Consider the following 23,455-nt stretch of genomic DNA (forward strand, 5'->3'; position numbering starts at 1 on the left):
TGCTCCCCGCGCGCTCGTTCTCTATAGACCGCGTGAAACCAGCGGAGGACAATTTCGTGGTCTTCTTTCCCCACCGCCATCTCCTCGGGATCAAGGGCCTGACCGAGCAGGACATTACGTTCCTTCTCGACAAGGCAGACGAGGCGGTCAAGATCAGCCGGCAAAGAGAAAAGAAAACCTCGACGCTGCGCGGTCTGACCCAGATCAATCTTTTTTTCGAAGCCTCAACCCGCACACAATCGTCTTTTGAACTGGCAGGCAAGCGTCTTGGCGCCGATGTCATGAACATGTCGGTCGGAAACTCGTCGGTCAAGAAGGGCGAAACGCTCATCGATACGGCGATGACGCTGAACGCCATGCGCCCGGACGTGCTTGTCGTGCGCCATTCATCAGCCGGCGCTGCAGCGCTTCTCGCGCAAAAGGTCGCCTGCTCGGTGGTCAATGCCGGCGATGGCCAGCATGAGCATCCAACGCAGGCGCTTCTCGATGCGCTGACGATCCGGCGTGCCAAGGGCAAGCTGTCGCGCATCATCGTTGCCATCTGCGGCGATGTGCTCCACTCGCGTGTCGCCCGCTCCAACATCCTGCTCTTGAACGCCATGGGCGCAAGGGTCCGGGTCGTTGCCCCTGCAACGCTGCTTCCCTCCGGCATCTCCCAGATGGGTGTGGAAGTCTTCCACTCCATGGAAGAGGGCCTGAAGGATGCCGACGTGGTGATGATGCTGCGTCTGCAGCGTGAGCGCATGTCGGGCTCCTTCGTGCCGTCGGTGCGCGAATATTTCCACTTCTACGGTCTCGATGCTGAAAAGCTGAAAGCCGCCAAGGACGATGCGCTTGTCATGCATCCGGGACCGATGAACCGCGGCGTCGAAATCGCCTCGGAAGTCGCTGATGGCCCGCAGAGCGTCATCGAAAGCCAGGTCGAAATGGGCGTTGCCGTGCGCATGGCCGTGATGGAAACGCTTCTGGTCTCGGAAAACCAGGGCCCGCGCAGCGAGGGATGGGGCGCATGAACACTTCGCTTGTCTTGAAAAATGCCCGCATCCTCGATCCCTCCCGCAACCTCGATGAGATCGGCACCATCATCGTCGGCGCCGATGGCGTGATCCTTGCCGCCGGCCGCGACGCCCAGAACCAGAGCGCTCCAGACGGCGCGACCGTTCGCGATTGCAGCGGCCTCATCGCCGTGCCCGGTCTTGTCGATGCTCGCGTTTTCGTCGGCGAGCCCGGCGCCGAGCACCGCGAAACCATCGAATCGGCCAGCCGCGCGGCAGCCGCCGGCGGCGTCACCAGCTTCATCATGATGCCCGATACCGATCCGGTGCTGGATGACATCGCGCTGATCGAATTCGTCAAGAAGACGGCGCGCGATAAGGCGCTGGTCAATGTCCATCCGGCCGCCGCCCTGACGCGCGGCCTGAAGGGCGAGGAAATGACCGAGATCGGCCTTCTGTCCAAGGCCGGTGCCGTTGCCTTCACCAATGGCCGCCATTGCCTTGCCGATACGCAACTGCTGCGCCGTGCCATGACCTATGCGCGCGAATTCGGTGCCGTGGTCTCGCTCGAAGCCCGCGACCCCTACCTTGCCGTCAACGGCGTGATGAACGAGGGCCTGTTTGCCAGCTGGCTCGGCCTCTCCGGCGCTCCCAAGGAAGCAGAACTCCTGCCGCTCGAACGGGACCTGCGCATCGCGCAGCTCACCGGCGCCGATTATCACGCAGCAAAGATTTCCGTGCCCGAATCGGCAGAAGCCATGCGGCTTGCCCGCCAGCGTGGCGCCAAGGCCACCTGCGCCATCTCGATCAACCACCTGTCGCTCAACGAAAACGACATCGGCGAATACCGCAGCTTCTTCAAGCTGTCGCCGCCGCTGCGCACCGAAGATGATCGTCAGGCCATGGTCGATGCGCTCGCCGACGGCACGATCGATATCATAGTCTCCTCGCATGATCCGCAGGATGTCGACACCAAACGTCTGCCGTTCGCCGATGCCGCCGATGGCGCGATCGGTCTTGAAACCATGCTGGCGGCCGCCCTTCGGCTGCACCATGCCGGCCGCGTGCCGCTGATGCGGCTGATCCACGCGCTCTCGACCCGCCCTGCCGAAATTTTTGGCCTGCCCGCGGGCACGCTGAAGCCGGGCGCGAAGGCCGATATCACGCTGATCGATCTCGATGAGCCGTGGCTCGTCTCCAAGGACACCATCATCTCGCGGTCGAAGAACACGCCATTCGAGGATGCGCGCTTCAGCGGCCGGGCTGTCGCGACCTATGTCGCCGGCCGGCTCGTCCATCAGCTTTAAGGAGCGCCATCATGACAGACCTTCTGACCTGGCAGATCACGGCGCCGATTGCGCTGGCAGCCCTTGCCTTCGGTTACCTGCTCGGCTCCATCCCCTTTGGCCTTCTGCTGACGAAGGCGGCCGGCCTTGGAGATATCCGCTCCATCGGCTCCGGCAATATCGGCGCGACCAATGTGCTGCGCACCGGCAACAAGAAACTGGCCGCTGCAACGCTGCTGCTTGATGCCTTCAAGGCAACAGTCGCCGCCCTTCTCGTTGCGGCCTATTTCGGGTCGGAGCTTGGGGCGGAAGCTGGCGTTCTTGCAGGCTTTGCTGCCTTCCTTGGCCACCTCTTTCCCGTCTGGCTCGGCTTTAAGGGCGGCAAGGGCGTGGCGACCTATATCGGCACGCTGCTCGGCGTGGCGCCTGCCATGGTGCTGGTCTTTGCCTTCGTCTGGCTGACGATTGCAAAACTCAGCCGTTATTCCTCGCTTGCCGCACTGGTTGCAACGCTTGTCATTCCGGTTGCATTGTGGATAGTGGGCGAACAGAAGATCGCGCTGGTGATGGCCGTGATGACGCTGATTTCCTACTGGAAACACAAGGCGAACATCGAGCGGCTGATCAACGGCACCGAAAGCAAGATCGGCCAGAAGGGATAAACATCCAATGCCATCCGACAGCGCAAGACGACAGGGTATTGCGCTATCGGACAAACAGAGGATCGCCTGGCTGCGGCTGATCCGCAGCGACAATGTCGGCCCCTCCACCTTTCGCGACCTCATCAACCATTTCGGTTCGGCGGAAGCGGCCCTTGCAGCGCTTCCGGAACTGTCGCGGCGCGGTGGCGCTGCCCGCGCCATCCGCATCGCCTCCGCAGACGAGGCCGAACGCGAGCTGGACCGCGCCCATAAACACGGCGCCCGCCTCGTCGGCATCGGCGAGCCGGATTATCCCCCTGCCCTTCGCCAGATCGATGGCGCCCCGCCGCTTCTGGCCATGAAGGGTGCCTTCACCTCTGCCACGCCACCTTCGGTCGGCATTGTCGGCTCGCGCAATGCCTCGATTGCCGGCGCCAAGTTTGCAAGCCTGATTGCCCGCGATTGCGGCCGCGCCGGTTATACGATCACCTCAGGCCTTGCCCGCGGCATCGATACGGCCGCCCACCGCGCAAGCCTCGAAACCGGCACGATTGCCGTTCTCGCCGGCGGCCTCGACAAGCCTTACCCGCCCGAAAACATTGCCCTTCTGGATGAAATCACCGGCGGCAACGGCTTGGCCGTCAGTGAAATGCCCTTCGGCTGGGAGCCGCGGGCGCGCGATTTTCCGCGTCGAAACCGATTGATTGCAGGCATTTCGCTCGGCGTTGTCGTTATCGAAGCGGCTGAACGCTCCGGTTCACTGATTACCGCACGCCTTGCCGGCGATTTCGGCCGTCTCGTTTTTGCCGTGCCCGGCTCGCCGCTTGATCCGCGCTGCCACGGCACCAACGGTCTTTTGAAACAGGGCGCCATCGTCACCACCGGCCCGGCCGATGTCATCGATGCGCTGGCGCCCCTCTCCCAGCTTGACCTTCTCGACCAGTCGGTGATCGAGGAACCGGGTGGCGAGCGCACCCCCGCCGATATGCTGCCGCCCGATGACAGCGACCGCGAGCGTATCGCCTCCTCGCTTAGCCCCACCCCTGTCGATATCGACGACATCATCCGCCACACCGGACTTGCACCAGCAACCGTTTACCTGGTGCTCCTGGAACTGGATCTCGCCGGCCGGCTACATCGGCATGTCGGCGGGCTTGTGTCCCTGTCCATGCTGGATTGAAAGGCCGCGACGCCCCTGCTGCAGGTCGCCCGCCTCCACGAAGGCCATCTCGATGAGGTAACACAGCATGTCGGCGCCCTCGGTGTGGGCGACGTGGCGCAACTCGCCGAGCATCTGTCTGATATAGGCGATATTGGCCTTGGTCTGCTCGCTGCTTCTGAAATTGGCGCTATCCGAAACCATCGTCCCCAACTCATCCCACTGGCAGAGTTTCATCCTCTGCGTGTAAATAATAATCAACACTCGCAAATCTACATTGTTTATCCTTGATTGCAATACTGATTAGGACTTGCATGGGTTGCAGTGCCGGGATTGGAGAAAATGAGGCTTCCCCCTTGACCGCGAGGCAAACGCCCGCCATGTCGGGAGGTCAGTTTCCCGGTGAAGGCGTGTTGTGACAACGCCGTTTTGCCCGCTTTAGAGAACAAAGATGAATGTTGTAGTTGTAGAATCTCCGGCAAAAGCCAAGACGATCAACAAGTATCTTGGCCCAGGCTACAAGGTTCTCGCTTCGTTTGGCCACGTCCGTGATCTTCCCGCCAAGGATGGATCGGTGCTTCCCGACCAGGATTTCGAAATGTCCTGGGAAGTGGATCCGGCATCCGCCAAGCGCATGAAGGACATTGCCGATGCCGTGAAGGCCTCCGACGGTCTCTTCCTCGCGACCGACCCGGATCGCGAAGGAGAAGCAATTTCCTGGCATGTGCTCGATCTCCTCAAGAAGAAGAAGGTGATCGGCGACAAGCCGGTGAAGCGCGTCGTCTTCAACGCCATCACCAAAAAGGCCGTGCTCGATGCCATGGCCAACCCGCGCGATATCGATACGCCGCTGGTGGATGCCTATCTTGCCCGCCGCGCGCTCGATTATCTCGTCGGCTTCAACCTTTCGCCGGTGCTCTGGCGCAAGCTGCCGGGCGCCCGCTCGGCCGGCCGCGTGCAGTCGGTCGCCCTTCGTCTCGTCTGCGACCGCGAAAGCGAGATCGAACGGTTCGTCCCCGAAGAATACTGGAACATCTCCGCCCTCCTGAAGACCCCGCGCGGCGATCAGTTCGAGGCCCGCCTCGTCTCGGCTGACGGGAAGCGCGTGCAGGCGCGCGGCATCAAGAACGGCGAGGATGCCGGCCGCATCAAGGCGATACTGGAAGGCGCTGCCTATAGCGTCGATACGGTCGAGGCAAAGCCCGTCAAGCGCAATCCCGGCCCGCCCTTCACCACTTCGACGCTGCAGCAGGCCGCCTCCTCCAACCTCAGCTTTTCGGCGTCGCGCACCATGCAGGTGGCGCAGCGTCTTTATGAAGGTGTCGATATCGGCGGCGAAACCGTCGGTCTCATCACCTATATGCGTACCGACGGCGTGCAGATGGCGCCGGAAGCCATCGATGCTGCCCGCAGTGCCATCAACGGCCAGTTCGGCCCGCGTTACCTGCCGGAAAAGGCCCGCTTCTATTCCACCAAGGCGAAGAACGCGCAGGAAGCGCACGAAGCGATCCGCCCGACCGATTTCAACCGCACGCCGGACCAGGTTCGCCGTTATCTCGATGGCGATCAGCTGCGCCTTTACGAACTGGTGTGGAAGCGCGGCATCGCGAGCCAAATGGCCTCTGCTGAAATCGAACGCACCACGGTCGAGATCCTTGCCGCCAATGGCGCAGATCGCGCCGGCCTTCGCGCCGTTGGCTCCGTCGTCCGCTTCGATGGTTTTCTCGCAGCCTATGTGGACCAGCGCGAGGAAGGCGAAGGGGGCGATGACGATGAAGACGGCCGTCTGCCGGAAATCAACGCCCGCGAAAAGCTCGACAAGAACAAGGTGAATTCCAGCCAGCATTTCACCGAGCCGCCGCCGCGTTATTCGGAAGCCTCGCTGATCAAGAAGATGGAAGAGCTGGGCATCGGCCGCCCGTCCACCTATGCCGCGACGCTGAAGACGCTGAGCGACCGCGAATATATCGTCATCGACAAGCGCAAGCTGATCCCCCATTCCAAGGGACGGCTGGTGACGGCCTTCCTCGAAAACTTCTTCACCAAATATGTGGAGTATGATTTCACCGCCGACCTCGAAGCCAAGCTCGACCAGATCTCTGCCGGCGAGCTGAACTGGAAACAGGTGCTGCGCGAGTTCTGGGACGATTTCTTTGCCCAGATCGAGGACACCAAGGAACTGCGTGTCACCAACGTGCTCGATGCGTTGAACGAAGCACTGGCGCCGCTGGTCTTCCCGAAACGCGACGATGGTTCGGATCCGCGCATCTGCCAGGTCTGCGGCACCGGCAACCTCTCGCTGAAGCTTGGCAAATACGGCGCCTTCGTCGGCTGCTCGAATTACCCCGAGTGCAATTTCACCCGCCAGCTCTCCTCCGATGGCAATGAAGCGGAAGCCTCGGGCCTCAGCGAGCCGAAGGCGCTCGGTGCCGATCCGATGACCGGCGAGGAGCTGACACTTCGCTCCGGCCGTTTCGGGCCCTATATCCAGCGCGGCGATGGCAAGGAGGCCAAACGCTCCTCACTGCCCAAGGGCTGGAAGCCCGAGGATATCGACCACGAGAAGGCGCTCGCCCTCATCAGCCTGCCCCGCGATGTCGGCCAGCATCCGGAAACGACCAAGATGATTTCCGCAGGCCTTGGCCGTTACGGACCCTTCCTGCTGCATGATGGCACCTATGCCAATCTGGAAAGCATCGAGGACGTGTTTTCGATCGGCCTCAACCGCGCCGTGACCGTTCTCGCCGACAAGCAGTCGAAGGGTCCCGGGCGCGGTCGTGCGGCCGCGGCCCTGAAGGAGCTTGGCGAACATCCAAGCGGCGGTGCCATGACGGTGCGCGAGGGCAAATACGGCCCTTACGTCAACTGGGGCAAGGTCAACGCCACGCTTCCCAAGGGCAAGGATCCGCAGAGCGTCACCGTCGAGGAAGCGCTCGCCATGATCACCGAAAAGGCCGGCAAGGCGCCGGTCGCCAAGGGCAAGGCGAAGAAGCCGGCCGCCAAGGCTTCCGCCTCCGCCGAAGGTGCCGAGAGCGCGCCAAAAGCCCGCAAGCCTGCGGCTAAGACGGCGGCCAAAACGGCCACCAAGACGAAATCCGCCGCCAAGCCCAAGGCGGCCCCCAAGGTAAAGAAGACAGGCACGTGACGAGAGAACCGCGCGAAGGCAAACGCATCAAGGCCGGTGGCCGAACCCTTTCCCTTCGTGCGGAGAAATCCGCACCGACCGAGCGGGCGACCATCATCCAGGGCGTCGTGCCGCCGCGTGACGTGCTTCTGGAATTCATCGCCGACAATCCCGAGCGCGCCTCCAAGCGCGAGATCGCCAAGGCCTTTGGCCTGAAGGGCGAAACGCGCGTCGAGTTGAAGGACGTGTTGCGCGATCTCGAAGACGAAGGCCTTCTGCAGAAAAGCCGCAAGACGCTGACGCGTCCCGGCGCGCTGCCGCCGATGACCGTGCTCGACATCACCACCCGCGACAAGGATGGCGATCTGATCGCACGGCCGACGGAATGGCCGGAAGATGCAGGCGTCGCCCCCGCCGTCCTGATCCGCCAGTCGTCTGACGCCCGCAGCAAAAGCAAGGCACCGGCCGCCGGTCTTGGCGACCGGGTGCTTGCAAAAATCTTTCCGAACAAGGACCGCGCCGGCCCGGCCTATACTGCCCGCGTCGTCAAAGTCATCGACAAGCGCCGCAATGCCGGCCTCGGCGTCATCCGCCTGATGCCGGAGGGTGGCGCGCGCCTGATGCCCATCGACCGGCGCGGCGAAGAAATGCAGATTGCCGCCGGTGATCTCGGGGATGCCAAGGACGGTGACCTGATCGAGGCTGACGTCCTGACCGGCGCCCGCTTCGGCCTGCCGCGCGCCAAGGTTTTGTCCGTCGTCGGTTCGGTCGCCTCCGAAAAGGCGATCTCGATGATCGCCATCTATTCGCACGGCATTCCCCATATCTTCCCGCAGGCGGTGATGGATGAGGCAGACGCTGCAAAGCCCGCCAGCATGGCCCATCGCGAGGACTGGCGCCACGTGCCGCTGGTCACCATCGACCCCGCCGATGCCAAGGACCATGACGACGCGGTCTATGCCGAGCCCGACCCCTCGCCCGACAACGAAGGCGGCGTCATCGTCACGGTCGCCATTGCAGATGTGGCCTATTATATCCGCACCGGCTCGCCCATCGACCGCGAGGCGTTGAAGCGCGGCAATTCGGTCTATTTCCCCGACCGCGTCGTGCCCATGCTGCCGGAGCGTATCTCCAACGATCTCTGTTCGCTGCGCGAAGGTGAAGACCGTCCCGCACTTGCCGTGCGCATGGTGTTTTCCAAGGATGGCCGCAAGGCAAGCCACACCTTTCACCGCGTGATGATGAAGAGTGCCGCAAAACTCTCCTACCAGCAGGCACAGGCCGCTATCGACGGGAAGCCCGACGACAAGAGCGGCCCGCTTCTGGAGCCCATCCTGAAGCCGCTGTGGAGCGCCTACGAGATCATGAAGCGCGGCCGTGACCGCCGCCAGCCGCTTGAACTTGATATGCCCGAGCGCAAGATCAAGCTGAAGCCGGATGGCACTGTCGATACCGTCATCATTCCAGAACGCCTCGATGCCCACAAGCTGATCGAGGAAATGATGATCCAGGCCAATGTCTGCGCCGCCGAAACGCTGGAAAAGAAACGCCAGCCGCTCGTCTACCGCATCCACGATGCGCCGACCCTCTCCAAGCAGGAAGTGCTGCGCGAGTTTCTGGCAACGCTTGGCATTCCCATGGCCAAGGGTGGCCAGATGCGCTCCAACTCGTTCAACGGCATCTTGGCGAAAGCGCAGGATACGCCGCACCAGATCATGGTCAACGAGATGGTGCTGCGCAGCCAGAGCCAGGCCGTCTACAGCCCCGACAATATCGGCCATTTCGGCCTCAACCTGATGAAATACGCCCATTTCACTTCGCCGATCCGCCGTTACGCCGATCTTATCGTGCATCGGGCGCTGGTCGGTTCGCTGGGGCTTGGCGAAGGCGCCATCACGCCGGAACAGGAAGCCCAGCTCGAAGATATCGCGGCTGAAATCTCCACCTTCGAGCGGCGCGCCATGGCCGCCGAGCGCGACACCATCAACCGGCTGATCGCCCATCACTTGGCAGAACGGGTCGGCCAATCCTTCGAGGGCCGCGTGTCGGGCGTCACCAAGGCGGGACTGTTTGTCGCACTGCCCACCTATGGCGCCGATGGTTTCGTGCCCATATCTACGCTGGGCACCGATTATTTCCATTATGACGAAAGCCGTCAGGCGCTGGTCGGTGACAGAACGGCCCTCGGCTTCCAGTTGGGCGATACGGTGGACGTGAAGCTCGTGGAAGCCATTCCGCTTGCCGGTGCGCTCCGGTTCGAGATGCTGAGCGAGGGCCAGAAAATGGGCGTTGCCACGCGGTCCTTCCACAAGTCGGGCCGCAGGGCCGGCCAGCGGAGCGGCAAGATGCCGGGAACGCGCCCCCCACGCCGCGGGCGCTAGGAGACAGCGACATGACAGCCAAGATCGCAGCATCGGGTGAGGACACCAATCCGGTCCGCTATGGGCAGGCCGAAAAGCCCGAGCGTCCGCTTGGCCGCTCCATCTGGCGCGGCCTCTGCTGCACTTGTCCGTCCTGCGGCGAGGGAAAGCTGTTCCGCGGCTTCCTGAAGCCGGTGGACCGCTGCGCCGCCTGTGGCGAGGATCTGCACCACCAGCGGTCCGACGACCTGCCGCCCTATCTGGTGATCTTCCTCATCGGCCACGTCACCGTTGGTGGCTTCATGATGACGGATATGGTGTGGCAGTTGTCCATCTGGACACATCTCGCCATCTGGACACCGATCACCATCGCGACGGCGCTTTTATCCATGCAGCCGATCAAGGGCGGCGTCATCGGCCTGCAATGGGCGCTGCGCATGCACGGCTTTGGCGATGAGGATGAAAACTTTGATCCCGGCAGGGGTGGTCCCATCGAATGATCGAGGGCCATGGCCGTCCGCCGACCGGTGGAGAGAAGCCTTTGCGGCAAGCCCCCCTGCGAGGCCTGCGGCCACGCCCCTCCGCATCGCTTATCCTGATCGACCGCTCCAGGCAAAGCCCCCGCATCCTGGTCGGCCGGCGCGGCAGTGGCCATGTCTTTATGCCCGATGTTTATGTGTTTCCAGGCGGTCGACGCGACCCGCGTGATTTTGCCTTGCCTTTTTCAAAGGATCTCGACCCGGCCGTCCTCCAGAAACTGCAGGCGGGATCGTCCGCTCCCGTATCCACGGCCGGTGCCCGCGCTCTGGCACTCGCCGCCGCACGCGAGCTTTACGAGGAAACCGGACTGACACTCGGTCGCCCTGAGACGGCAGCCGAATACGGCGCCGATCTCTCCAGCCTGCGCTACATCGCCCGCGCTGTCACGCCACCCGGTGCCATCAGGCGCTTCGACAACCGGTTCTTTGCCACATTTATCGATGAAGCTGGTATCGATACCGGCCAGTTGCGGGAAAGCGACGAACTCAGCGACTTCCACTGGCTCGATCTTGACGACTTGCGCGCAGTGAAACTGCCGGAAATCGTCTTCGCCGTGGCCGATGACTTGAAAATATCACTTGAGTCCGGTCGCTGTTTGCCGTTTGGAAGCGATGTCAGCGTATACACTCATCGCAACGGTCAGTTCCTGCGTAGTCGGTTGTAAGAAAAATGGATATTCATACCAAGGATGGCCCTATGCCCGATGTGGCGGGTGGCAGTTGCCGCCACCCCGAAGAGATCCATTGGCCGTCTCTCATCGCCGCGATATCGGCGATCAGTGCCGTCGGCATTGCCATCGGTCTTGGCCTGCCGCTGCTCAGCGTCATCCTGGAAAAGCGCGGCATCTCGTCCACGCTGATCGGGCTGAATTCAGCCATGGCCGGCGTCGCGGCGATGATTGCCGCCCCGATCACCACCCGGCTTGCCCATGAATTCGGCGTTGCCCGCACCATGCTGTGGGCCGTGGTACTGTCTGCCATCAGTGCGCTCGGCTTCTATTATGCCACCGATTTCTGGATGTGGTTTCCGCTGCGCCTCGTCTTCCATGGCGCCACCACCACGCTGTTCATCCTGTCGGAATTCTGGATCAATGCGGCCGCACCGCCAAAACGGCGCGGTCTGGTGCTCGGCATCTACGCAACAGTGCTTGCCATCGGCTTTGCCATGGGGCCGCTCATATTTTCGGCCATCGGCAGCGAGGGCGTTCTGCCCTTTGTCATCGGCGCCTGCGCCATCATGCTCGCCTTCGTGCCGATCTATATTGCCCGCGCCGAAAGCCCTGACCTGGACGAGAAACCGCAGAAGCATTTTCTGCGCTACGTCTATCTGGTGCCGACGGCGACCGCGGCCGTTTTCGTTTTCGGTGCGGTGGAGGCCGGCGGCCTGTCGCTGTTTCCGGTCTATGCCAACCGTTCCGGCCTTCCCGAATCGAGCGCAGCCCTGCTACTGACGGTCATGGGCATCGGCAACATGGTCTTCCAGATCCCCTTCGGCATGATTTCCGACCGTCTGAAGGACCGCCGCCCCATGCTGTTCCTGATGGCGCTGACGGGGCTTGCAGGCGCCCTGGCGCTGCCCTCGCTGATGGGCAACTGGTGGCTGATGGCGGGCCTGCTGCTCGTCTGGGGCGGCTGTGTGTCCGGCCTCTACACCGTCGGCCTTGCGCATCTGGGCTCGCGACTCACCGGGGCAGACCTTGCAGCGGCCAATGCGGCCTTCGTTTTCTGTTATGCGATCGGTACGGTTGCCGGCCCGCAAGCCATTGGCGCTGCCATCGATATCAGCGGAAATGACGGCTTTGCCTGGGCCTTGGCCGGCTTCTTTGCCCTTTATGTGCTGATATCCATCGGCCGAATGGTTTTCGGACGAGATCAGGCTTGACTTTTCGGGCGCGATTTGTAGTTTCGCGCCAGATTTGGCCGTGGACCGCGTGAGGCGTCCGCGGCATGATTTTTATTTAGAGGCAGGAAGACCATGGCGAAAGCTACGACCATCAAGATCAAGCTGCTGTCGACGGCCGATACCGGTTTCTTCTACGTCACGACGAAGAACAGCCGTACGATGACCGACAAGATGACCAAGACCAAGTACGACCCGATCGCACGCAAGCACGTCGACTTCAAGGAAACCAAGATCAAGTAATCCTGATCTTTTTCCTTTCATCAAAAGGCGCGGCGCCCCTGGCACCGCGCCTTTTTTCATGCGCGCCCTTGCCGGATCATGCTCTGCTCGGAGCGTTTCACAGGCACGACCAGACCGAATACGACGACAGCCGCCGGACCGGACCTCCCCTCGCCCAAATCTTTCATGAACTGCCGCAGCCAATGCGCAAACGCCCGGTTCAGGGTGGACGGCACCGGCCGCCTATAGTTGGCGGCCCAGAGGGCATGGAGCTGCCTTGCAGGCGCTCTGGCGGGCCACAGGCGTGGATGAACGCGCCGTGCCGGCGCTGCCTCTCCCGGGCCAACCTCCGGTCATTGCCAAAAGCCTGGTATCAGGCCGGCTTCGCCCATGCCTGCCTCCCGACGAGGCAGAGGTTGCCTATCGCATGCGCACATCGGTGGCCGTGCCCCGCTTACCGTGGGCATACCGTTTTATCATTCACAGGGGAGAGGTTTAGGGGGTCGGTCGGCGCGCAAAGCGGCACGAGGAACCGCGTGATATGCGAACCGACCGACCGACCCCACGACCCAGGAGATGCGGCGGACCTGAGCATCATGGGGTATCTGAGTTCCCGCACCCCTCGAAAGGAGGCAGAAACAATCTGGCATGTGCTAAACTTGCCTAGTTCAGAAATAAAATCAACCTATTCTTAACCAGCCAGCGGTTTTCCACATGACATGGTTAAAAACAACAAGGCCATTGCTATATGCGCAGACAATATCGGTAAGTAAATTCTTGCCGGTTCTTGACGCGTTCGGCACCGGTCAAAGTTCATCCATGGCTGGGAAAAGTGCTGGAAAGCAAGCTTTGCAGCTCACAAGCGTTGAACGAAGGTATTCAAAAAACAGAATAATACACGCGAGCGCGGAAACCTGTCTACCTTACATATTTTAGCTTGGCATAACCTGATGCACAATATTTTGGCCTTCTCGACGGCAGTCCTGCCGGATATTGAGGCGAATCACTACGCTGCGGCGGCAACCACGCGATTGCGCCCACCGGTCTTGGCTGCATACAGCGCGCGGTCGGCCTGTTTCAGCAATTGCTCGGGCGTCTCGATGCCTTGCGTATTGGTGGAAATGCCGAGCGAGGCGGTTATGGCAAGGCGCAGGCCGGAGCGTTCCAGCACGAAAGGTTCGTTTTCGATACTGGCGCGCAGCCGCTCGGCAATCGCTGCCGCAGACGTCGCATCCGTATCCGGCATCACCACGACAAACTCCTCGCCGCCGTAGCGACAGGCAAGGTCAGCCCCACGCACCGTGGAGCGGACGCGCCGCGCAAACTCGCGCAGCACCTCATCGCCCACATCATGGCCATAACTGTCATTCACCTGCTTGAAGCGATCGATATCGGTCATGCAGACCGAAAGCGCCCTGCCGCGCGTTGCTGCCCGGGTAAACAGCACCTTCAACTGGTTGTCGAGGTAACGGCGGTTGTTGAGGCCGGTCAGGCCGTCGGTCACGGCCAGCTCAATCGTCTGGCGCACATTGGCGCGCAGACGGTCATTGTAACGCTTGCGCTTGATCTGCGTCAGCGTGCGGGCCACCAGTTCGTTGGGATCGATCGGACGCACGATGTAATCGTTAACGCCGAGATCGAGCGCCCGCACGATCACGTCCTCATCGCCAAGCTCCGTCACCAGCAGCAGCGGCAGGAAGCGGGTACGCTCCAGAAGACGCAACTGCGCGCAGAGCCGCAGCGGATCATAATCGTCGCCGGTGCCGTTGATGATCACCATGTCGACGGGGTTTTCCGCTGCTTCAAAGAGCGCCGCCTGCGGATCGGACATGGCGATGACTTCTGCAACGGGCTTCAGTGCCCTGACGATGCGCTCCTGCGAGCTTGCGCGGCTATCGACCAGCAGTACCTGTCCCGGCCCTTCCATCGCATCCAGCCGCAGCGGCTCGTCCATGCCCATGGTACGCGCGGTTTCGGCACGCAGGCGCAACTCGTCGCCCAGTGTCTTCAGCCGCACCAGGCTCTTGACCCGCGAGATCAGTTGCAGGTCGTTCACGGGTTTGGTCAGAAAATCGTCGGCACCGGCTTTGAGGCCGCGCACGCGGTCTGCCGGCTGGTCCAGCGCCGTCACCATCACGACAGGGATATGGGCGGTGCGCGGATCGGTCTTCAGCCGCTCGCAGACCTCAAACCCGTTCATGCCAGGCATCATCACATCAAGCAGGATGATGTCCACATGGGTTTTCTGCACGATATCGAGCGCCTTGAAGCCGTCCTCAGCCGTCAGCACGTCGAAATATTCGGCAAGCAGCCTGGCTTCCAGCAGCTTCACGTTCGCCGGAATGTCATCAACCACCAGGATCCGTGCCGTCATCTGTCAAAAGTCCCGTTCAGGCGTCGCCCAGATATGTCTTGATGGTCTCGATAAATTTCGGCACGGAAATCGGCTTGGAGACATAGGCCTCGCAGCCGCCCTGGCGAATGCGCTCCTCGTCTCCCTTCATCGCAAAGGCGGTGACGGCAATGACCGGAATGACGTGCAGTTCGTCGTCTTCCTTCAGCCACTTCGTCACCTCCAGCCCCGACACTTCCGGCAGCTGGATATCCATGAGGATCAGATCCGGTCGATACTTTCGAGCCAGATCCAGCGCTTCCATGCCGTTGCGCGTCTGGATCGTCGTATAGCCAGAGGCTTCGATCAGATCGCGGAAGAGCTTCATGTTCAGCTCATTGTCTTCGACAATCATGACCCTTTTGGGCATAACATCATCCCTATCCAGCCTTGCAAGCTTCACCTTGAGATATAAGCTCGCATCATGGCCGATTCCATTCATTCGGCAGGATGGAGACTAAAGGCATTTGGTTGAAGAAAAGGTAATTTATAAACATATGCGCCTCGACACGGGAAAAACATCGGCATTGCCCAAGCCGGAGGAAACGGCCGCTGCCGTTCTTCAATGGCTGGCGGAGGAGCCGGACATGTTCGGCCGCTTTCTGGCGCTCTCCGGCCTGCAGGTGGACCAGCTGCGCAATGCCATCGGCGACCCTGGTTTTCTGGCCGGCATGATCGATTTCATCATGGCGCATGAACCGACGCTTCTCGCCTTTTGCGAAGCACGCCAGTGGAAGCCGGATGCGGTGGTGGCGGCCTGGCATCACTATTCCGGGCCGGGCCTTGCCTCGGGAGATTACGAGTGAGCGAGATTGTCGACCTCGATCATGTGCACCTCACCGACCGACCGCTGGCCGTCTGCGACGTGGACGACGTGGTGCTGGAATTCCTCACCCCGTTTGAAAGCTACCTGACGAGCCTCGGGCACCGGCTGGTGCCGCGCTCCTACCGGCTGCAGGGCAACATCGTCTCGGCGCTTGATGAGGCACCGGTCGAGGATGCGCTGGTGAGCAAGCTGATCCTCGATTTCTTCGAGGCGCAGGAGACCTGGCAGGTTCCCTTCGGCGATGCCGTCTCGGCGCTGCAGCGCATCGGCGAGACGGCCGACGTTGTGTTTCTGACAGCCATGCCGCCGCGCTACACGCAGATGCGCCGCCGCCTGCTCGACCGGCTGGATCTCACCTTTCCGCTGCTCGCCACCGAAAGCCCCAAAGGCCCTGTCATCGAGCGCCTGCACGGCAACCGCTCCCTGCCCGTCGCCTTCATCGATGACATGGCGCATAACCACGTGTCGGTCGCAGACAGCGTGCCGGAATGCCTGCTCGTTCACCTGATGCCCGCAAGCGAGATGCACCGCCACGCGCCAAAACCCGGCCCGCATGTGGTGCAGGCCAGCGACTGGGCCGATGCCGAAGGCCATATTCTTCGCCATTTTCAGACCGTCTAGCCGGCCAGATCGGATTCAGTTGCCGCCATCCACAAGCCTGTCGCTAAACGTCCTCTGGCAGTGCTTGTGCGCGGGGCTTGCCACACGTATGGTGCAGATGTTCAACATTTGTTCCCGGCCATGACCCAACCTGCTGCCCATGATCCCGGCTTCTGCCGCGACTGCCTGACCGGCCAGCCGGCCGGCAACCGGCGTTGCCGCGCCTGCGGCAGCCCGCGCCTTGTCTACCATCCGGAACTCTACGACCTGACGCTGGCCCATATCGATTGCGATGCCTTCTACGCCTCCGTGGAAAAGCGCGACAATCCTGATCTCGCCGACAAGCCTGTCATCATCGGCGGCGGCAAGCGCGGCGTCGTTTCCACCGCCTGTTACATTGCCCGCATCAGCGGCGTGCGCTCGGCCATGCCGATGTTCAAGGCGCTGGAGGCCTGTCCCGATGCGGTGGTCATTCCCCCCAACATGGAAAAATACGGCAAGGTGGGCCGCGAGGTGCGCACGCTCTTTCAGGAACTGACGCCGCTGGTGCAGCCGATTTCCATCGACGAGGCATTCCTCGATCTCTCCGGCACGGAACGCCTGCACCACGATCCACCGGCACGCATTCTGGCAAGGCTTGCCAAGCGCGTGGAACAGGAAATCGGCATCACGCTGTCGGTCGGCCTCTCCTACTGCAAGTTCCTCGCCAAGGTCGCCTCAGACCTCAACAAGCCGCGTGGCTTTTCGGTGATCGGCCAGGCGGAGGCCGTGGCCTTTCTTGCGCCCCGCCCCGTCACCACCATCTGGGGTGTGGGACGCGCCCTTGCCACCACGCTGGAGGCCGATGGCATCCGCACCATCGGGCAGCTGCAGGTGATGCAGGAGGCCGACCTGATGCGCCGTTATGGCGCCATGGGTCAGCGGCTGTCGCGCCTTTCCCGCGGTATCGATGAGCGCACCGTGCATGCCAATGAAGCCGCAAAAAGCGTTTCCGCCGAAACCACCTTTTTCGAGGATATCTCGCGATTCGAGGATCTGGTGCCGATCCTGCGCCGTCTCTCCGAAAAGGTGTCGGCCCGGCTGAAACATCAGGAGATTGCCGGCCAGACAGTGGTGCTGAAGCTGAAGACCGCCGATTTCAAGAGCCGCACCCGCAACCGCCGGCTTGAAGACCCGACTCAGCTGGCAGACCGGATCTTTCGCACCGGTCTCAGCCTGCTGGAAAAGGAAACCGACGGCGCGAAATTCCGCCTGATCGGCATCGGCGTGACCGACCTCAGCGACCCCACGCGGGCCGATCCGCCCGACCTTGTCGATGAGCAGGCGGGGCGGCGGGCAGCGGCGGAAGCGGCGATGGACAAGCTTCGCCAAAAGTTCGGCAAGACCGCCGTCGAGACGGGTTACACATTTGGTGCCGTGCGTCCAAAACGCTGATGGCGTGTTCCATCACCGCAACGTGATGACGACGTCCACACTCCAGCCAAACGACCGCCGGCTTTTCTAAAACTTCGTTAAACTTGTCTGCATAGGCTGCTTCTCTGTTTACTGCGTAAAGAGGTTTGCCATGTTGAGATCCGCCGCAATCGCGCTTGTGCTGATGTCAGGGGCGGCCCTTCCGGCAGTGGCGGCCGATGAGGCCCGTACCCTGCAGATCATCGTCTCCACCGACAGCCAGCGCCTGACGGTTTATGACGGCGATATGATCGTCGCGACCTCGAAAGTATCCACCGGCAAGCCGGGGCACGACACGCCAACGGGCATTTTTTCCGTGCTCGAAAAACGCAAGTACCACGAATCCAACATCTATTCGGCAGCCCCGATGCCGTGGATGCAGCGGCTGACCTGGTCGGGCATTGCGCTCCACGAATCAAACAGCGTGCCGAACTACCCCGCATCGCACGGCTGCGTGCGGATGCCGGCGGAGTTTGCCCGCACGCTTTACCGCATGACGAGCCGCGGCGTGCATGTCATCATCAACGACACAGCCGTTGCGCCGCAACCGGTCAGCCACCCCGCACTGTTTTCTCCCCTCGCAGAGCAGCCACCCCGCGAACTCCTGTCCGACGTTCCGCTGCGCCCATCCGCATCCCACGGCGGTGCGGGCGAGGTTCAGGTGGCGATGGCCATGCCATCCCCGCCGGTCACCGCCACACCGCCGGGCAACACAGACAAGAGCGGCAATCCGCCAAAGGTCGGCAAGGCCCCACAGGCTGCGGCAGACAGCGAACCGGCGCCTCTACGAATTCTGATAACCCGCCGGGACCAGCGCGATACGGTGCGCGACGTGCAGGACATGCTGACCGAACTCGGCTTTGACGCGGGCGCTGCCGATGGCATCATGGGGACGACGACGCGCAGCGCGCTCGCCGGGTTCAAGCGCTGGAAGGCGCTGCCGGCCAAGGGGCCGCAGCTGACGCCCGACCTCATCGCTGCCCTCTATGCCTCTTCCGGCCGCACCCCGCCGCCGGCGGGCCAGATACTGGTGCGACAGGGTTTTGAAGACATTCTTTCCGAGCCGGTGGCCTTCAAGGAACCCGAAAAGGCGCTTGGCACCCATTTCCTCAGCGTGATCGGCATCGACAGGGACAAGGGCGATGCGCAATGGCGCGGCCTTTCACTGCCGAACGATCTGTCTGACGCCGACAGAAAACGCCTCGGAATCACGCAAGGAACCCTTGAGGGGCCGAATGCCTTGAACGCGGTGCTCGACCGGATCAGCATTCCCGAGGACGTGCGGATGAAGATCAGCACAACGATGTCGACGGGGACGTCGCTGACGATCACCGATACCGGTACCGGCCTTGAGACGACCGCTGGCACCGATTTCATTACCCTGACCCACCGCGGCCCCCGCGCCTGACGAGAGGCTACTCAAGGCGTCGACAGGGCTGCCAGACCGATCATGACACCGGTCAGACCAGACAAGGCCCGGCAGGACGCCGAGCGACGAGCATCAGACCAGTTCGACATCCAGCACGCCGGGGGCGGCGCGAAGGGCTGCGGCGATTTCCGGGGAGATGCGGTATTTTTCCGTCAGTTCCACCTCGATCTCGCGCCGGCCGTCATCCTTGATGACGACAAAGGAGACAAGGCCATCGCCGCGGGCGTTAAGATGACGGGCGACGGTTTTAAGCGGACCGGAATCGCGCACATAAACCCGCAGCGCCTTCTGCATCTGCACCGACTTTTCCTCCAGCGATTGCGCTGTCTGGATGCGAAGGCCGATGCCTTCCGGCCGCTCGTCGGCCTGCACGGTGATGACAAGCGATTTGCCGGGCTCCAGCAGGTCGCGGTACTGGGCAAGCGCTTCGGAAAACAGCACCGCCTCGAACTGACCGGTGGCATCGGAAAAGGTGACGATGCCCATCTTGTTGCCGGTGCGCGTCTTGCGTTCCTGTTTACCCGTCACCGTGCCGGCAAGGCGTCCGGCATTGGCGCCGGCTTTGACGGCGGCGGAGAACTCGGCAAAATTCTGCACCCGCATCTTGGCCAGCACATCCTTGTAGCTATCAAGCGGATGGGCCGAGAGATAAAAGCCGAGCACCTGATATTCGCGCATCAGCATTTCCGACGGAAGCCAGGGATTGAAGGCGGGAAGGCTGAGGCGCTCGGGCGAGGCGCTGCCGCCGCCGGAGCCAAACATGTCCGACTGGCCGCTCGTCTTGTTTTCCGCCGCCCGCTGCGCATACCCCATGATGCGCTCCAGCCCGCCGATCAGTTCGGCGCGGTCGCGGCGGAAACAATCGAAGGCGCCGGCTGAAATCAGGCTTTCGAGCACACGGCGGTTGACCTGTTTCGGATCGATGCGCAGGCAGAAATCCTCGATGCTCTCGAAGGGTTTTTCGCCGCGCACGGCAACGATGTGTTCCACCGCCGATTCGCCGACACCCTTGATGGCGTTCAACGAATAGAAGATGCAGGCATCGCCGGTTTCGAACATGCGAAACGAAGTCTGGATGGACGGCGGCACGACCTTGATGCCGAGGCGCCCGGCATCCTGACGGAAATCGTTGAGCTTTTCGGTGTTGGCCATATCGTAGGTCATCGAGGCCGCGAGAAACTCGACGGGATAATGCGCCTTCATATAGGCCGTCTGGTAGGAGACGATGGCGTAGGCTGCGGCGTGCGATTTGTTGAAGCCGTAATTGGCGAACTTGGCCAGAAGCTCGAAAATGTTCTTCGCCTGCGGCTTCGACACGCCGTTCTTCACGGCGCCATCGATGAAGCGCTCGCTCTGCTGGTCCATCTCCGCCTTGATCTTCTTGCCCATGGCGCGGCGCAGAAGATCGGCTTCGCCGAGCGAATAACCGGAGAGAACCTGGGCGATCTGCATCACCTGTTCCTGGTAAACGATAACGCCCTGCGTTTCCTTCAGGAGATAATCGATGGTCGGGTGGACCGATTCGATCTCTTCCTCGCCGTGCTTGCGGGCGTTGTAGGTGGGGATATTCTCCATCGGGCCGGGGCGATAGAGCGCCACGAGCGCAATGATATCCTCGATACAGTCAGGCTTCATGCCGATGAGGGCTTTTCGCATGCCCGCACTTTCCACCTGGAACACGCCGACCGTTTCGCCCCTCGACAGCATCTCATAGGTCTTGGTGTCATCGAGCGGGATGGTGGCGAGATCGACATGGATGCCGCGCTTGGCAACGAAATCCACTGCAGTCTTCAAGACGGTCAGCGTCTTCAGGCCGAGAAAGTCGAATTTGACGAGGCCGGCCTGTTCGACCCATTTCATGTTGAACTGGGTGACCGGCATGTCCGAGCGCGGATCGCGGTACATCGGCACCAGTTTTGACAGCGGCCTGTCGCCGATCACGATGCCGGCGGCGTGGGTGGAAGCGTGGCGATAAAGCCCTTCGATCTTCTGGGCGATATCGAGAAGGCGGGCGACAACAGGCTCCTTGTCCGCCTCTTCCTGAAGTTTCGGTTCTTCCTCGATCGCCTTCGACAACGGCGTTGGCGCGGCTGGATTGTTGGGCACGAGCTTGCAGATCTTGTCGACCTGGCCATAGGGCATTTCGAGCACGCGGCCGACGTCACGCAGCGCCGCACGGGCCTGCAGCGATCCGAACGTGATGATCTGCGCCACCTGCTCGCGGCCGTATTTCTGCTGCACGTAACGGATCACCTCTTCGCGGCGATCCTGGCAGAAGTCGATATCGAAGTCGGGCATCGACACGCGTTCCGGATTGAGGAAGCGTTCGAAGAGAAGCGAGAAACGCAAGGGATCGACGTCGGTGATGGTGAGCGCATAGGCAACCAGCGAGCCGGCACCCGAACCACGGCCCGGGCCGACGGGGATATCGTGCTGTTTTGCCCATTTGATGAAGTCGGCAACGATCAGGAAGTAACCGGGGAACTTCATGCGCTCGATGACCGACAGCTCAAAATCCAGCCGTTCGCGGTATTGTTCCTCGGTATAACCCGGCGCCATGCCGAGTGCCTTCAGACGGCTTTCCAGACCTTCGATGGACTGGCGACGCAGTTCGGCCGATTCGGCGCGTTCCGCCTCTTCCGCATCGTCGGTGGCGCCGGTGAAGCGTGGCAGGATCGGCTTTCGTGTCTTCAGCACGAAGGTGCAGCGGCGGGCGATCTCGATGGTGTTGTCAAGCGCTTCCGGCAGATCGGCAAACAGCTTTGCCATCTCGGCGCGGCTTTTCAGGTAATGATCCGGCGTCAGGCGAAAGCGGGTGTCATCGGAAACGATGGCATTGTGGGCCACCGCCATCAGCGCGTCATGGGCATCGTAATCGGACTTGGCCGGGAAAAAGGCCTCGTTGGTGGCAACGATCGGCAGATCATGGGCGTAAGCGAGATCGAGCAGCTTGCGCTCGTGGCGGCGGTCGTAATTGCCGTGGCGCTGAAGCTCGACATAAAGCCGGTCGGTAAAGACGCCGCGAAGCCGCAGCAGACGCTGTTCTGCCTGCGCCGTGTGGCCATCCTTCAACAGCGGGTCGATGGGACCTGAGCTGAAGCCGGTGAGCGCGATGATACCGTCTGCACCGCCCTCCTCCAGCCAGGACATGCGGATATGCACCGCCTGATTGCCACCTTCGCCGCTCAGATAAGCGCGGCTGACAAGATCCACCAGCCGCTCATAACCCACGGCATTGGCGGCCAGCAGCACTAGTGACGGCAGCTTGACGAGGCCGTGGTTCGGGCCGCCGCGCTTTTCATCGCCCTGATCTTCCATGTCGATGGAGACCTGGCAGCCGATGATCGGCTGGATGCCATCGCCAACCGCCTTTTCGGAAAATTCGAGCGCGACGAAGAGATTGTTGGTGTCGGTAATGGCAATCGCCGGCTGGCTGTCAGAGGTTGCCTTGCCGAGGATCTTTTTGAGCGGCAGCGCGCCCTCGAGAAGCGAGAAGGCCGAATGCACGCGCAGATGCACGAAGTGTGGCGTTGTTTCCGCCTGCCCGCCCGTTTCCGTCATTGCGCCCAAGTCCGCCATGTCTTGCCGTCTCGCATTTCTGAATCGGCGTGATTGTCGGGCGGTGGCGTCCAAGAGTCCAGTAAAGCTTCAGACCATCAACGGAAAACGGCTTCTGGTCACATCGCCATGACGAGAATACCGAGGCTTGCGACAAAGGTCATGATGGAGGCGAAGGCTGCGACATCGCGGAGGAAATCAGTCATGATAGTGTCTCCTTTTCCGTTATGTTTTCTATTTGTTCTTATTTTGTTTTCGTTGTCAACAGCATTTTGTAAACAAGCAAAACGCGATACTTCAAAGAGGTATCAGCTTTTACGGGTGCCGCCTGATGCCAGCCTTCGCGGCGGCCGGCAGGCGGACAACGGGTTTTATCCGGGCGGCGTGAACGCTCCCGGTTTTGGATGACAGATGGACCGGACGCTGAAAGCTGCCGGATTGGGGGTAGAATTTTATGACACCTTTCAGCGCCCTGTTCGGCGGTTTTTGCTCGCGCGTGGGGTCCCTCTGCCTGACGGAAGTTTTTTAGGTTTTTGCCATCGCCGCACTCCCAAAAGCCGGGAGCAGACAGCGGGCGATGAAACCCAAAAATATCCTGCCCCATGTGTGCCGCACAGACACGCCCGGCGCGCTTGCTGGGAATGAAACGGCAAAGCCTGTCCGGGGCCTGCCATTTCCCCCTTGTCGCCGGAGGGAGACCAATTTCCGCGAGCCCGGAGCATGAGGTTTTGCGTCGCCCCCTCATGCACCGCGCCGGCCCCGCATCGCCAGAACGCCTTCTGGTGTATCCGCTGCGAGACGGGGCTATTGTAGGCCGGGCTTTGCGGGGTGGGGATGGGAAAAAGCTAACCCGTTGATCTCACAGATGCAGGGCGTCTGGATATCCCCGCCTTGCCCGGCTGCGGGAAGAAACCACCGTTTACATCCCGGCCCGCCTCGCCTACTGCAGGGGCCGATAAAAACCACAACAGG

Annotated in this window: 19 protein-coding genes; 14 read left to right on the top strand and 5 right to left on the bottom strand. The window is 61.7% G+C overall.

Translation table 11 applies throughout. The features are described 5' to 3' along the window. The first annotated feature begins 56 nt into the window (after positions 1–56). Genes AC4CWH_RS09380 through dprA form a run of 4 tightly spaced genes read left to right on the top strand, consistent with a single transcriptional unit; the run spans position 57 to position 4,102 of the window. Positions 57–1,013 (top strand): aspartate carbamoyltransferase catalytic subunit, encoded by a 957-nt coding sequence (locus tag AC4CWH_RS09380; protein WP_491321305.1) that lies wholly within the window; start codon positions 57–59, stop codon positions 1,011–1,013. After that, positions 1,010–2,302: a dihydroorotase gene (locus AC4CWH_RS09385; protein WP_491321306.1), complete on the top strand. Its 1,293-nt coding sequence runs from the start codon at positions 1,010–1,012 to the stop codon at positions 2,300–2,302. The genes AC4CWH_RS09380 and AC4CWH_RS09385 overlap by 4 nt, the downstream gene beginning before the upstream one ends. Before the next feature lie 11 nt (positions 2,303–2,313). Continuing rightward, a complete protein-coding gene (gene plsY / locus AC4CWH_RS09390) occupies positions 2,314–2,943 on the top strand; it encodes a glycerol-3-phosphate 1-O-acyltransferase PlsY (RefSeq protein ID WP_491321307.1) in 630 nt (209 codons plus the stop codon). Between the two features lie 7 nt (positions 2,944–2,950). Further along, the gene (gene dprA / locus AC4CWH_RS09395; protein ID WP_491321308.1) at positions 2,951–4,102 is read left to right on the top strand and encodes a DNA-processing protein DprA; all 1,152 of its coding nucleotides are present in this window, start codon (positions 2,951–2,953) and stop codon (positions 4,100–4,102) included. On the opposite strand, the gene AC4CWH_RS09400 is transcribed toward dprA, so the two are convergent. Continuing rightward, positions 4,055–4,285: a hypothetical protein gene (locus AC4CWH_RS09400; RefSeq protein ID WP_491321396.1), complete on the bottom strand. Its 231-nt coding sequence runs from the start codon at positions 4,283–4,285 to the stop codon at positions 4,055–4,057. The genes dprA and AC4CWH_RS09400 overlap by 48 nt on opposite strands. A 247-nt stretch (positions 4,286–4,532) precedes the next feature. Here AC4CWH_RS09400 and topA point away from each other — a divergent pair, with 247 nt between their 5' ends. The 6 genes from topA to rpmG all read left to right on the top strand — a co-directional run bounded on the left by topA (position 4,533) and on the right by rpmG (position 12,247). Continuing rightward, on the top strand, positions 4,533–7,226 hold the full coding sequence (topA, locus tag AC4CWH_RS09405) for a type I DNA topoisomerase (RefSeq protein WP_491321309.1): 2,694 nt from the start codon (positions 4,533–4,535) through the stop codon (positions 7,224–7,226). Further along, a complete protein-coding gene (gene rnr, locus AC4CWH_RS09410) occupies positions 7,223–9,586 on the top strand; it encodes a ribonuclease R (protein ID WP_491321310.1) in 2,364 nt (787 codons plus the stop codon). Before topA ends, rnr begins: the two co-directional genes overlap by 4 nt. 11 nt (positions 9,587–9,597) lie before the next feature. Continuing rightward, the gene (locus AC4CWH_RS09415; RefSeq protein WP_491321311.1) at positions 9,598–10,065 is read left to right on the top strand and encodes a DUF983 domain-containing protein; all 468 of its coding nucleotides are present in this window, start codon (positions 9,598–9,600) and stop codon (positions 10,063–10,065) included. Continuing rightward, positions 10,062–10,769, top strand: coding sequence for an NUDIX hydrolase (locus AC4CWH_RS09420; protein WP_491321312.1), 708 nt, complete (start codon positions 10,062–10,064; stop codon positions 10,767–10,769). Before AC4CWH_RS09415 ends, AC4CWH_RS09420 begins: the two co-directional genes overlap by 4 nt. Positions 10,770–10,801: 32 nt before the next feature. Next, the gene (locus tag AC4CWH_RS09425) at positions 10,802–11,986 is read left to right on the top strand and encodes an MFS transporter (protein WP_491285364.1); all 1,185 of its coding nucleotides are present in this window, start codon (positions 10,802–10,804) and stop codon (positions 11,984–11,986) included. 93 nt (positions 11,987–12,079) lie between these two features. Continuing rightward, positions 12,080–12,247, top strand: a complete 168-nt coding sequence (gene rpmG / locus AC4CWH_RS09430; RefSeq protein WP_137133030.1) for a 50S ribosomal protein L33 — start codon at positions 12,080–12,082, stop codon at positions 12,245–12,247. A 985-nt stretch (positions 12,248–13,232) separates the two neighbouring features. Here rpmG and AC4CWH_RS09435 read toward each other — a convergent pair. Next, entirely contained in the window at positions 13,233–14,600 is a 1,368-nt protein-coding gene (locus AC4CWH_RS09435; RefSeq protein ID WP_491318535.1) for a PleD family two-component system response regulator, read from the bottom strand. Between the two features lie 16 nt (positions 14,601–14,616). Continuing rightward, on the bottom strand, positions 14,617–14,988 hold the full coding sequence (locus AC4CWH_RS09440; RefSeq protein WP_491281789.1) for a response regulator: 372 nt from the start codon (positions 14,986–14,988) through the stop codon (positions 14,617–14,619). A gap of 127 nt (positions 14,989–15,115) precedes the next feature. Between AC4CWH_RS09440 and AC4CWH_RS09445 the strand changes: the two genes are divergently transcribed. From AC4CWH_RS09445 to AC4CWH_RS09460, 4 genes are all read left to right on the top strand, one after another. Then, positions 15,116–15,424 carry a DUF3572 domain-containing protein gene (locus tag AC4CWH_RS09445; protein ID WP_491318536.1) on the top strand — a complete coding sequence of 103 codons (309 nt, stop codon included), beginning with the start codon at positions 15,116–15,118 and terminating at the stop codon, positions 15,422–15,424. Next, the gene (locus AC4CWH_RS09450; protein ID WP_491318537.1) at positions 15,421–16,065 is read left to right on the top strand and encodes a hypothetical protein; all 645 of its coding nucleotides are present in this window, start codon (positions 15,421–15,423) and stop codon (positions 16,063–16,065) included. The genes AC4CWH_RS09445 and AC4CWH_RS09450 overlap by 4 nt, the downstream gene beginning before the upstream one ends. A gap of 120 nt (positions 16,066–16,185) precedes the next feature. Beyond that, a complete protein-coding gene (locus AC4CWH_RS09455) occupies positions 16,186–17,478 on the top strand; it encodes a DNA polymerase IV (protein WP_491318538.1) in 1,293 nt (430 codons plus the stop codon). A gap of 130 nt (positions 17,479–17,608) precedes the next feature. Continuing rightward, on the top strand, positions 17,609–18,904 hold the full coding sequence (locus tag AC4CWH_RS09460) for a L,D-transpeptidase family protein (protein ID WP_491318539.1): 1,296 nt from the start codon (positions 17,609–17,611) through the stop codon (positions 18,902–18,904). Between the two features lie 93 nt (positions 18,905–18,997). Here AC4CWH_RS09460 and dnaE read toward each other — a convergent pair whose 3' ends face one another. Next, positions 18,998–22,504: a DNA polymerase III subunit alpha gene (gene dnaE, locus AC4CWH_RS09465; RefSeq protein WP_491318540.1), complete on the bottom strand. Its 3,507-nt coding sequence runs from the start codon at positions 22,502–22,504 to the stop codon at positions 18,998–19,000. A 223-nt stretch (positions 22,505–22,727) separates the two neighbouring features. After that, positions 22,728–23,087: a hypothetical protein gene (locus tag AC4CWH_RS09470; RefSeq protein ID WP_491318541.1), complete on the bottom strand. Its 360-nt coding sequence runs from the start codon at positions 23,085–23,087 to the stop codon at positions 22,728–22,730. Positions 23,088–23,455: the final 368 nt, after the last annotated feature.

The organism is Neorhizobium sp. PAMB6716, from assembly GCF_058242805.1.

What these genes read in the sequence shown, in the direction of transcription:
- AC4CWH_RS09425 (WP_491285364.1), top strand. Translation starts at nt 10,802, where the DNA reads ATGCCCGATGTGGCGGGTGGCAGTTGCCGCCACCCCGAAGAGATCCAT.
- AC4CWH_RS09420 (WP_491321312.1), top strand. Translation starts at nt 10,062, where the DNA reads ATGATCGAGGGCCATGGCCGTCCGCCGACCGGTGGAGAGAAGCCTTTG.
- AC4CWH_RS09400 (WP_491321396.1), bottom strand. Translation starts at nt 4,285, where the DNA reads ATGGTTTCGGATAGCGCCAATTTCAGAAGCAGCGAGCAGACCAAGGCC.
- AC4CWH_RS09445 (WP_491318536.1), top strand. Translation starts at nt 15,116, where the DNA reads ATGCGCCTCGACACGGGAAAAACATCGGCATTGCCCAAGCCGGAGGAA.
- plsY (WP_491321307.1), top strand. Translation starts at nt 2,314, where the DNA reads ATGACAGACCTTCTGACCTGGCAGATCACGGCGCCGATTGCGCTGGCA.
- AC4CWH_RS09385 (WP_491321306.1), top strand. Translation starts at nt 1,010, where the DNA reads ATGAACACTTCGCTTGTCTTGAAAAATGCCCGCATCCTCGATCCCTCC.
- AC4CWH_RS09435 (WP_491318535.1), bottom strand. Translation starts at nt 14,600, where the DNA reads ATGACGGCACGGATCCTGGTGGTTGATGACATTCCGGCGAACGTGAAG.
- topA (WP_491321309.1), top strand. Translation starts at nt 4,533, where the DNA reads ATGAATGTTGTAGTTGTAGAATCTCCGGCAAAAGCCAAGACGATCAAC.
- dnaE (WP_491318540.1), bottom strand. Translation starts at nt 22,504, where the DNA reads ATGGCGGACTTGGGCGCAATGACGGAAACGGGCGGGCAGGCGGAAACA.
- AC4CWH_RS09455 (WP_491318538.1), top strand. Translation starts at nt 16,186, where the DNA reads ATGACCCAACCTGCTGCCCATGATCCCGGCTTCTGCCGCGACTGCCTG.
- AC4CWH_RS09460 (WP_491318539.1), top strand. Translation starts at nt 17,609, where the DNA reads ATGTTGAGATCCGCCGCAATCGCGCTTGTGCTGATGTCAGGGGCGGCC.
- rpmG (WP_137133030.1), top strand. Translation starts at nt 12,080, where the DNA reads ATGGCGAAAGCTACGACCATCAAGATCAAGCTGCTGTCGACGGCCGAT.
- AC4CWH_RS09415 (WP_491321311.1), top strand. Translation starts at nt 9,598, where the DNA reads ATGACAGCCAAGATCGCAGCATCGGGTGAGGACACCAATCCGGTCCGC.
- AC4CWH_RS09470 (WP_491318541.1), bottom strand. Translation starts at nt 23,087, where the DNA reads ATGGGGCAGGATATTTTTGGGTTTCATCGCCCGCTGTCTGCTCCCGGC.
- dprA (WP_491321308.1), top strand. Translation starts at nt 2,951, where the DNA reads ATGCCATCCGACAGCGCAAGACGACAGGGTATTGCGCTATCGGACAAA.
- AC4CWH_RS09440 (WP_491281789.1), bottom strand. Translation starts at nt 14,988, where the DNA reads ATGCCCAAAAGGGTCATGATTGTCGAAGACAATGAGCTGAACATGAAG.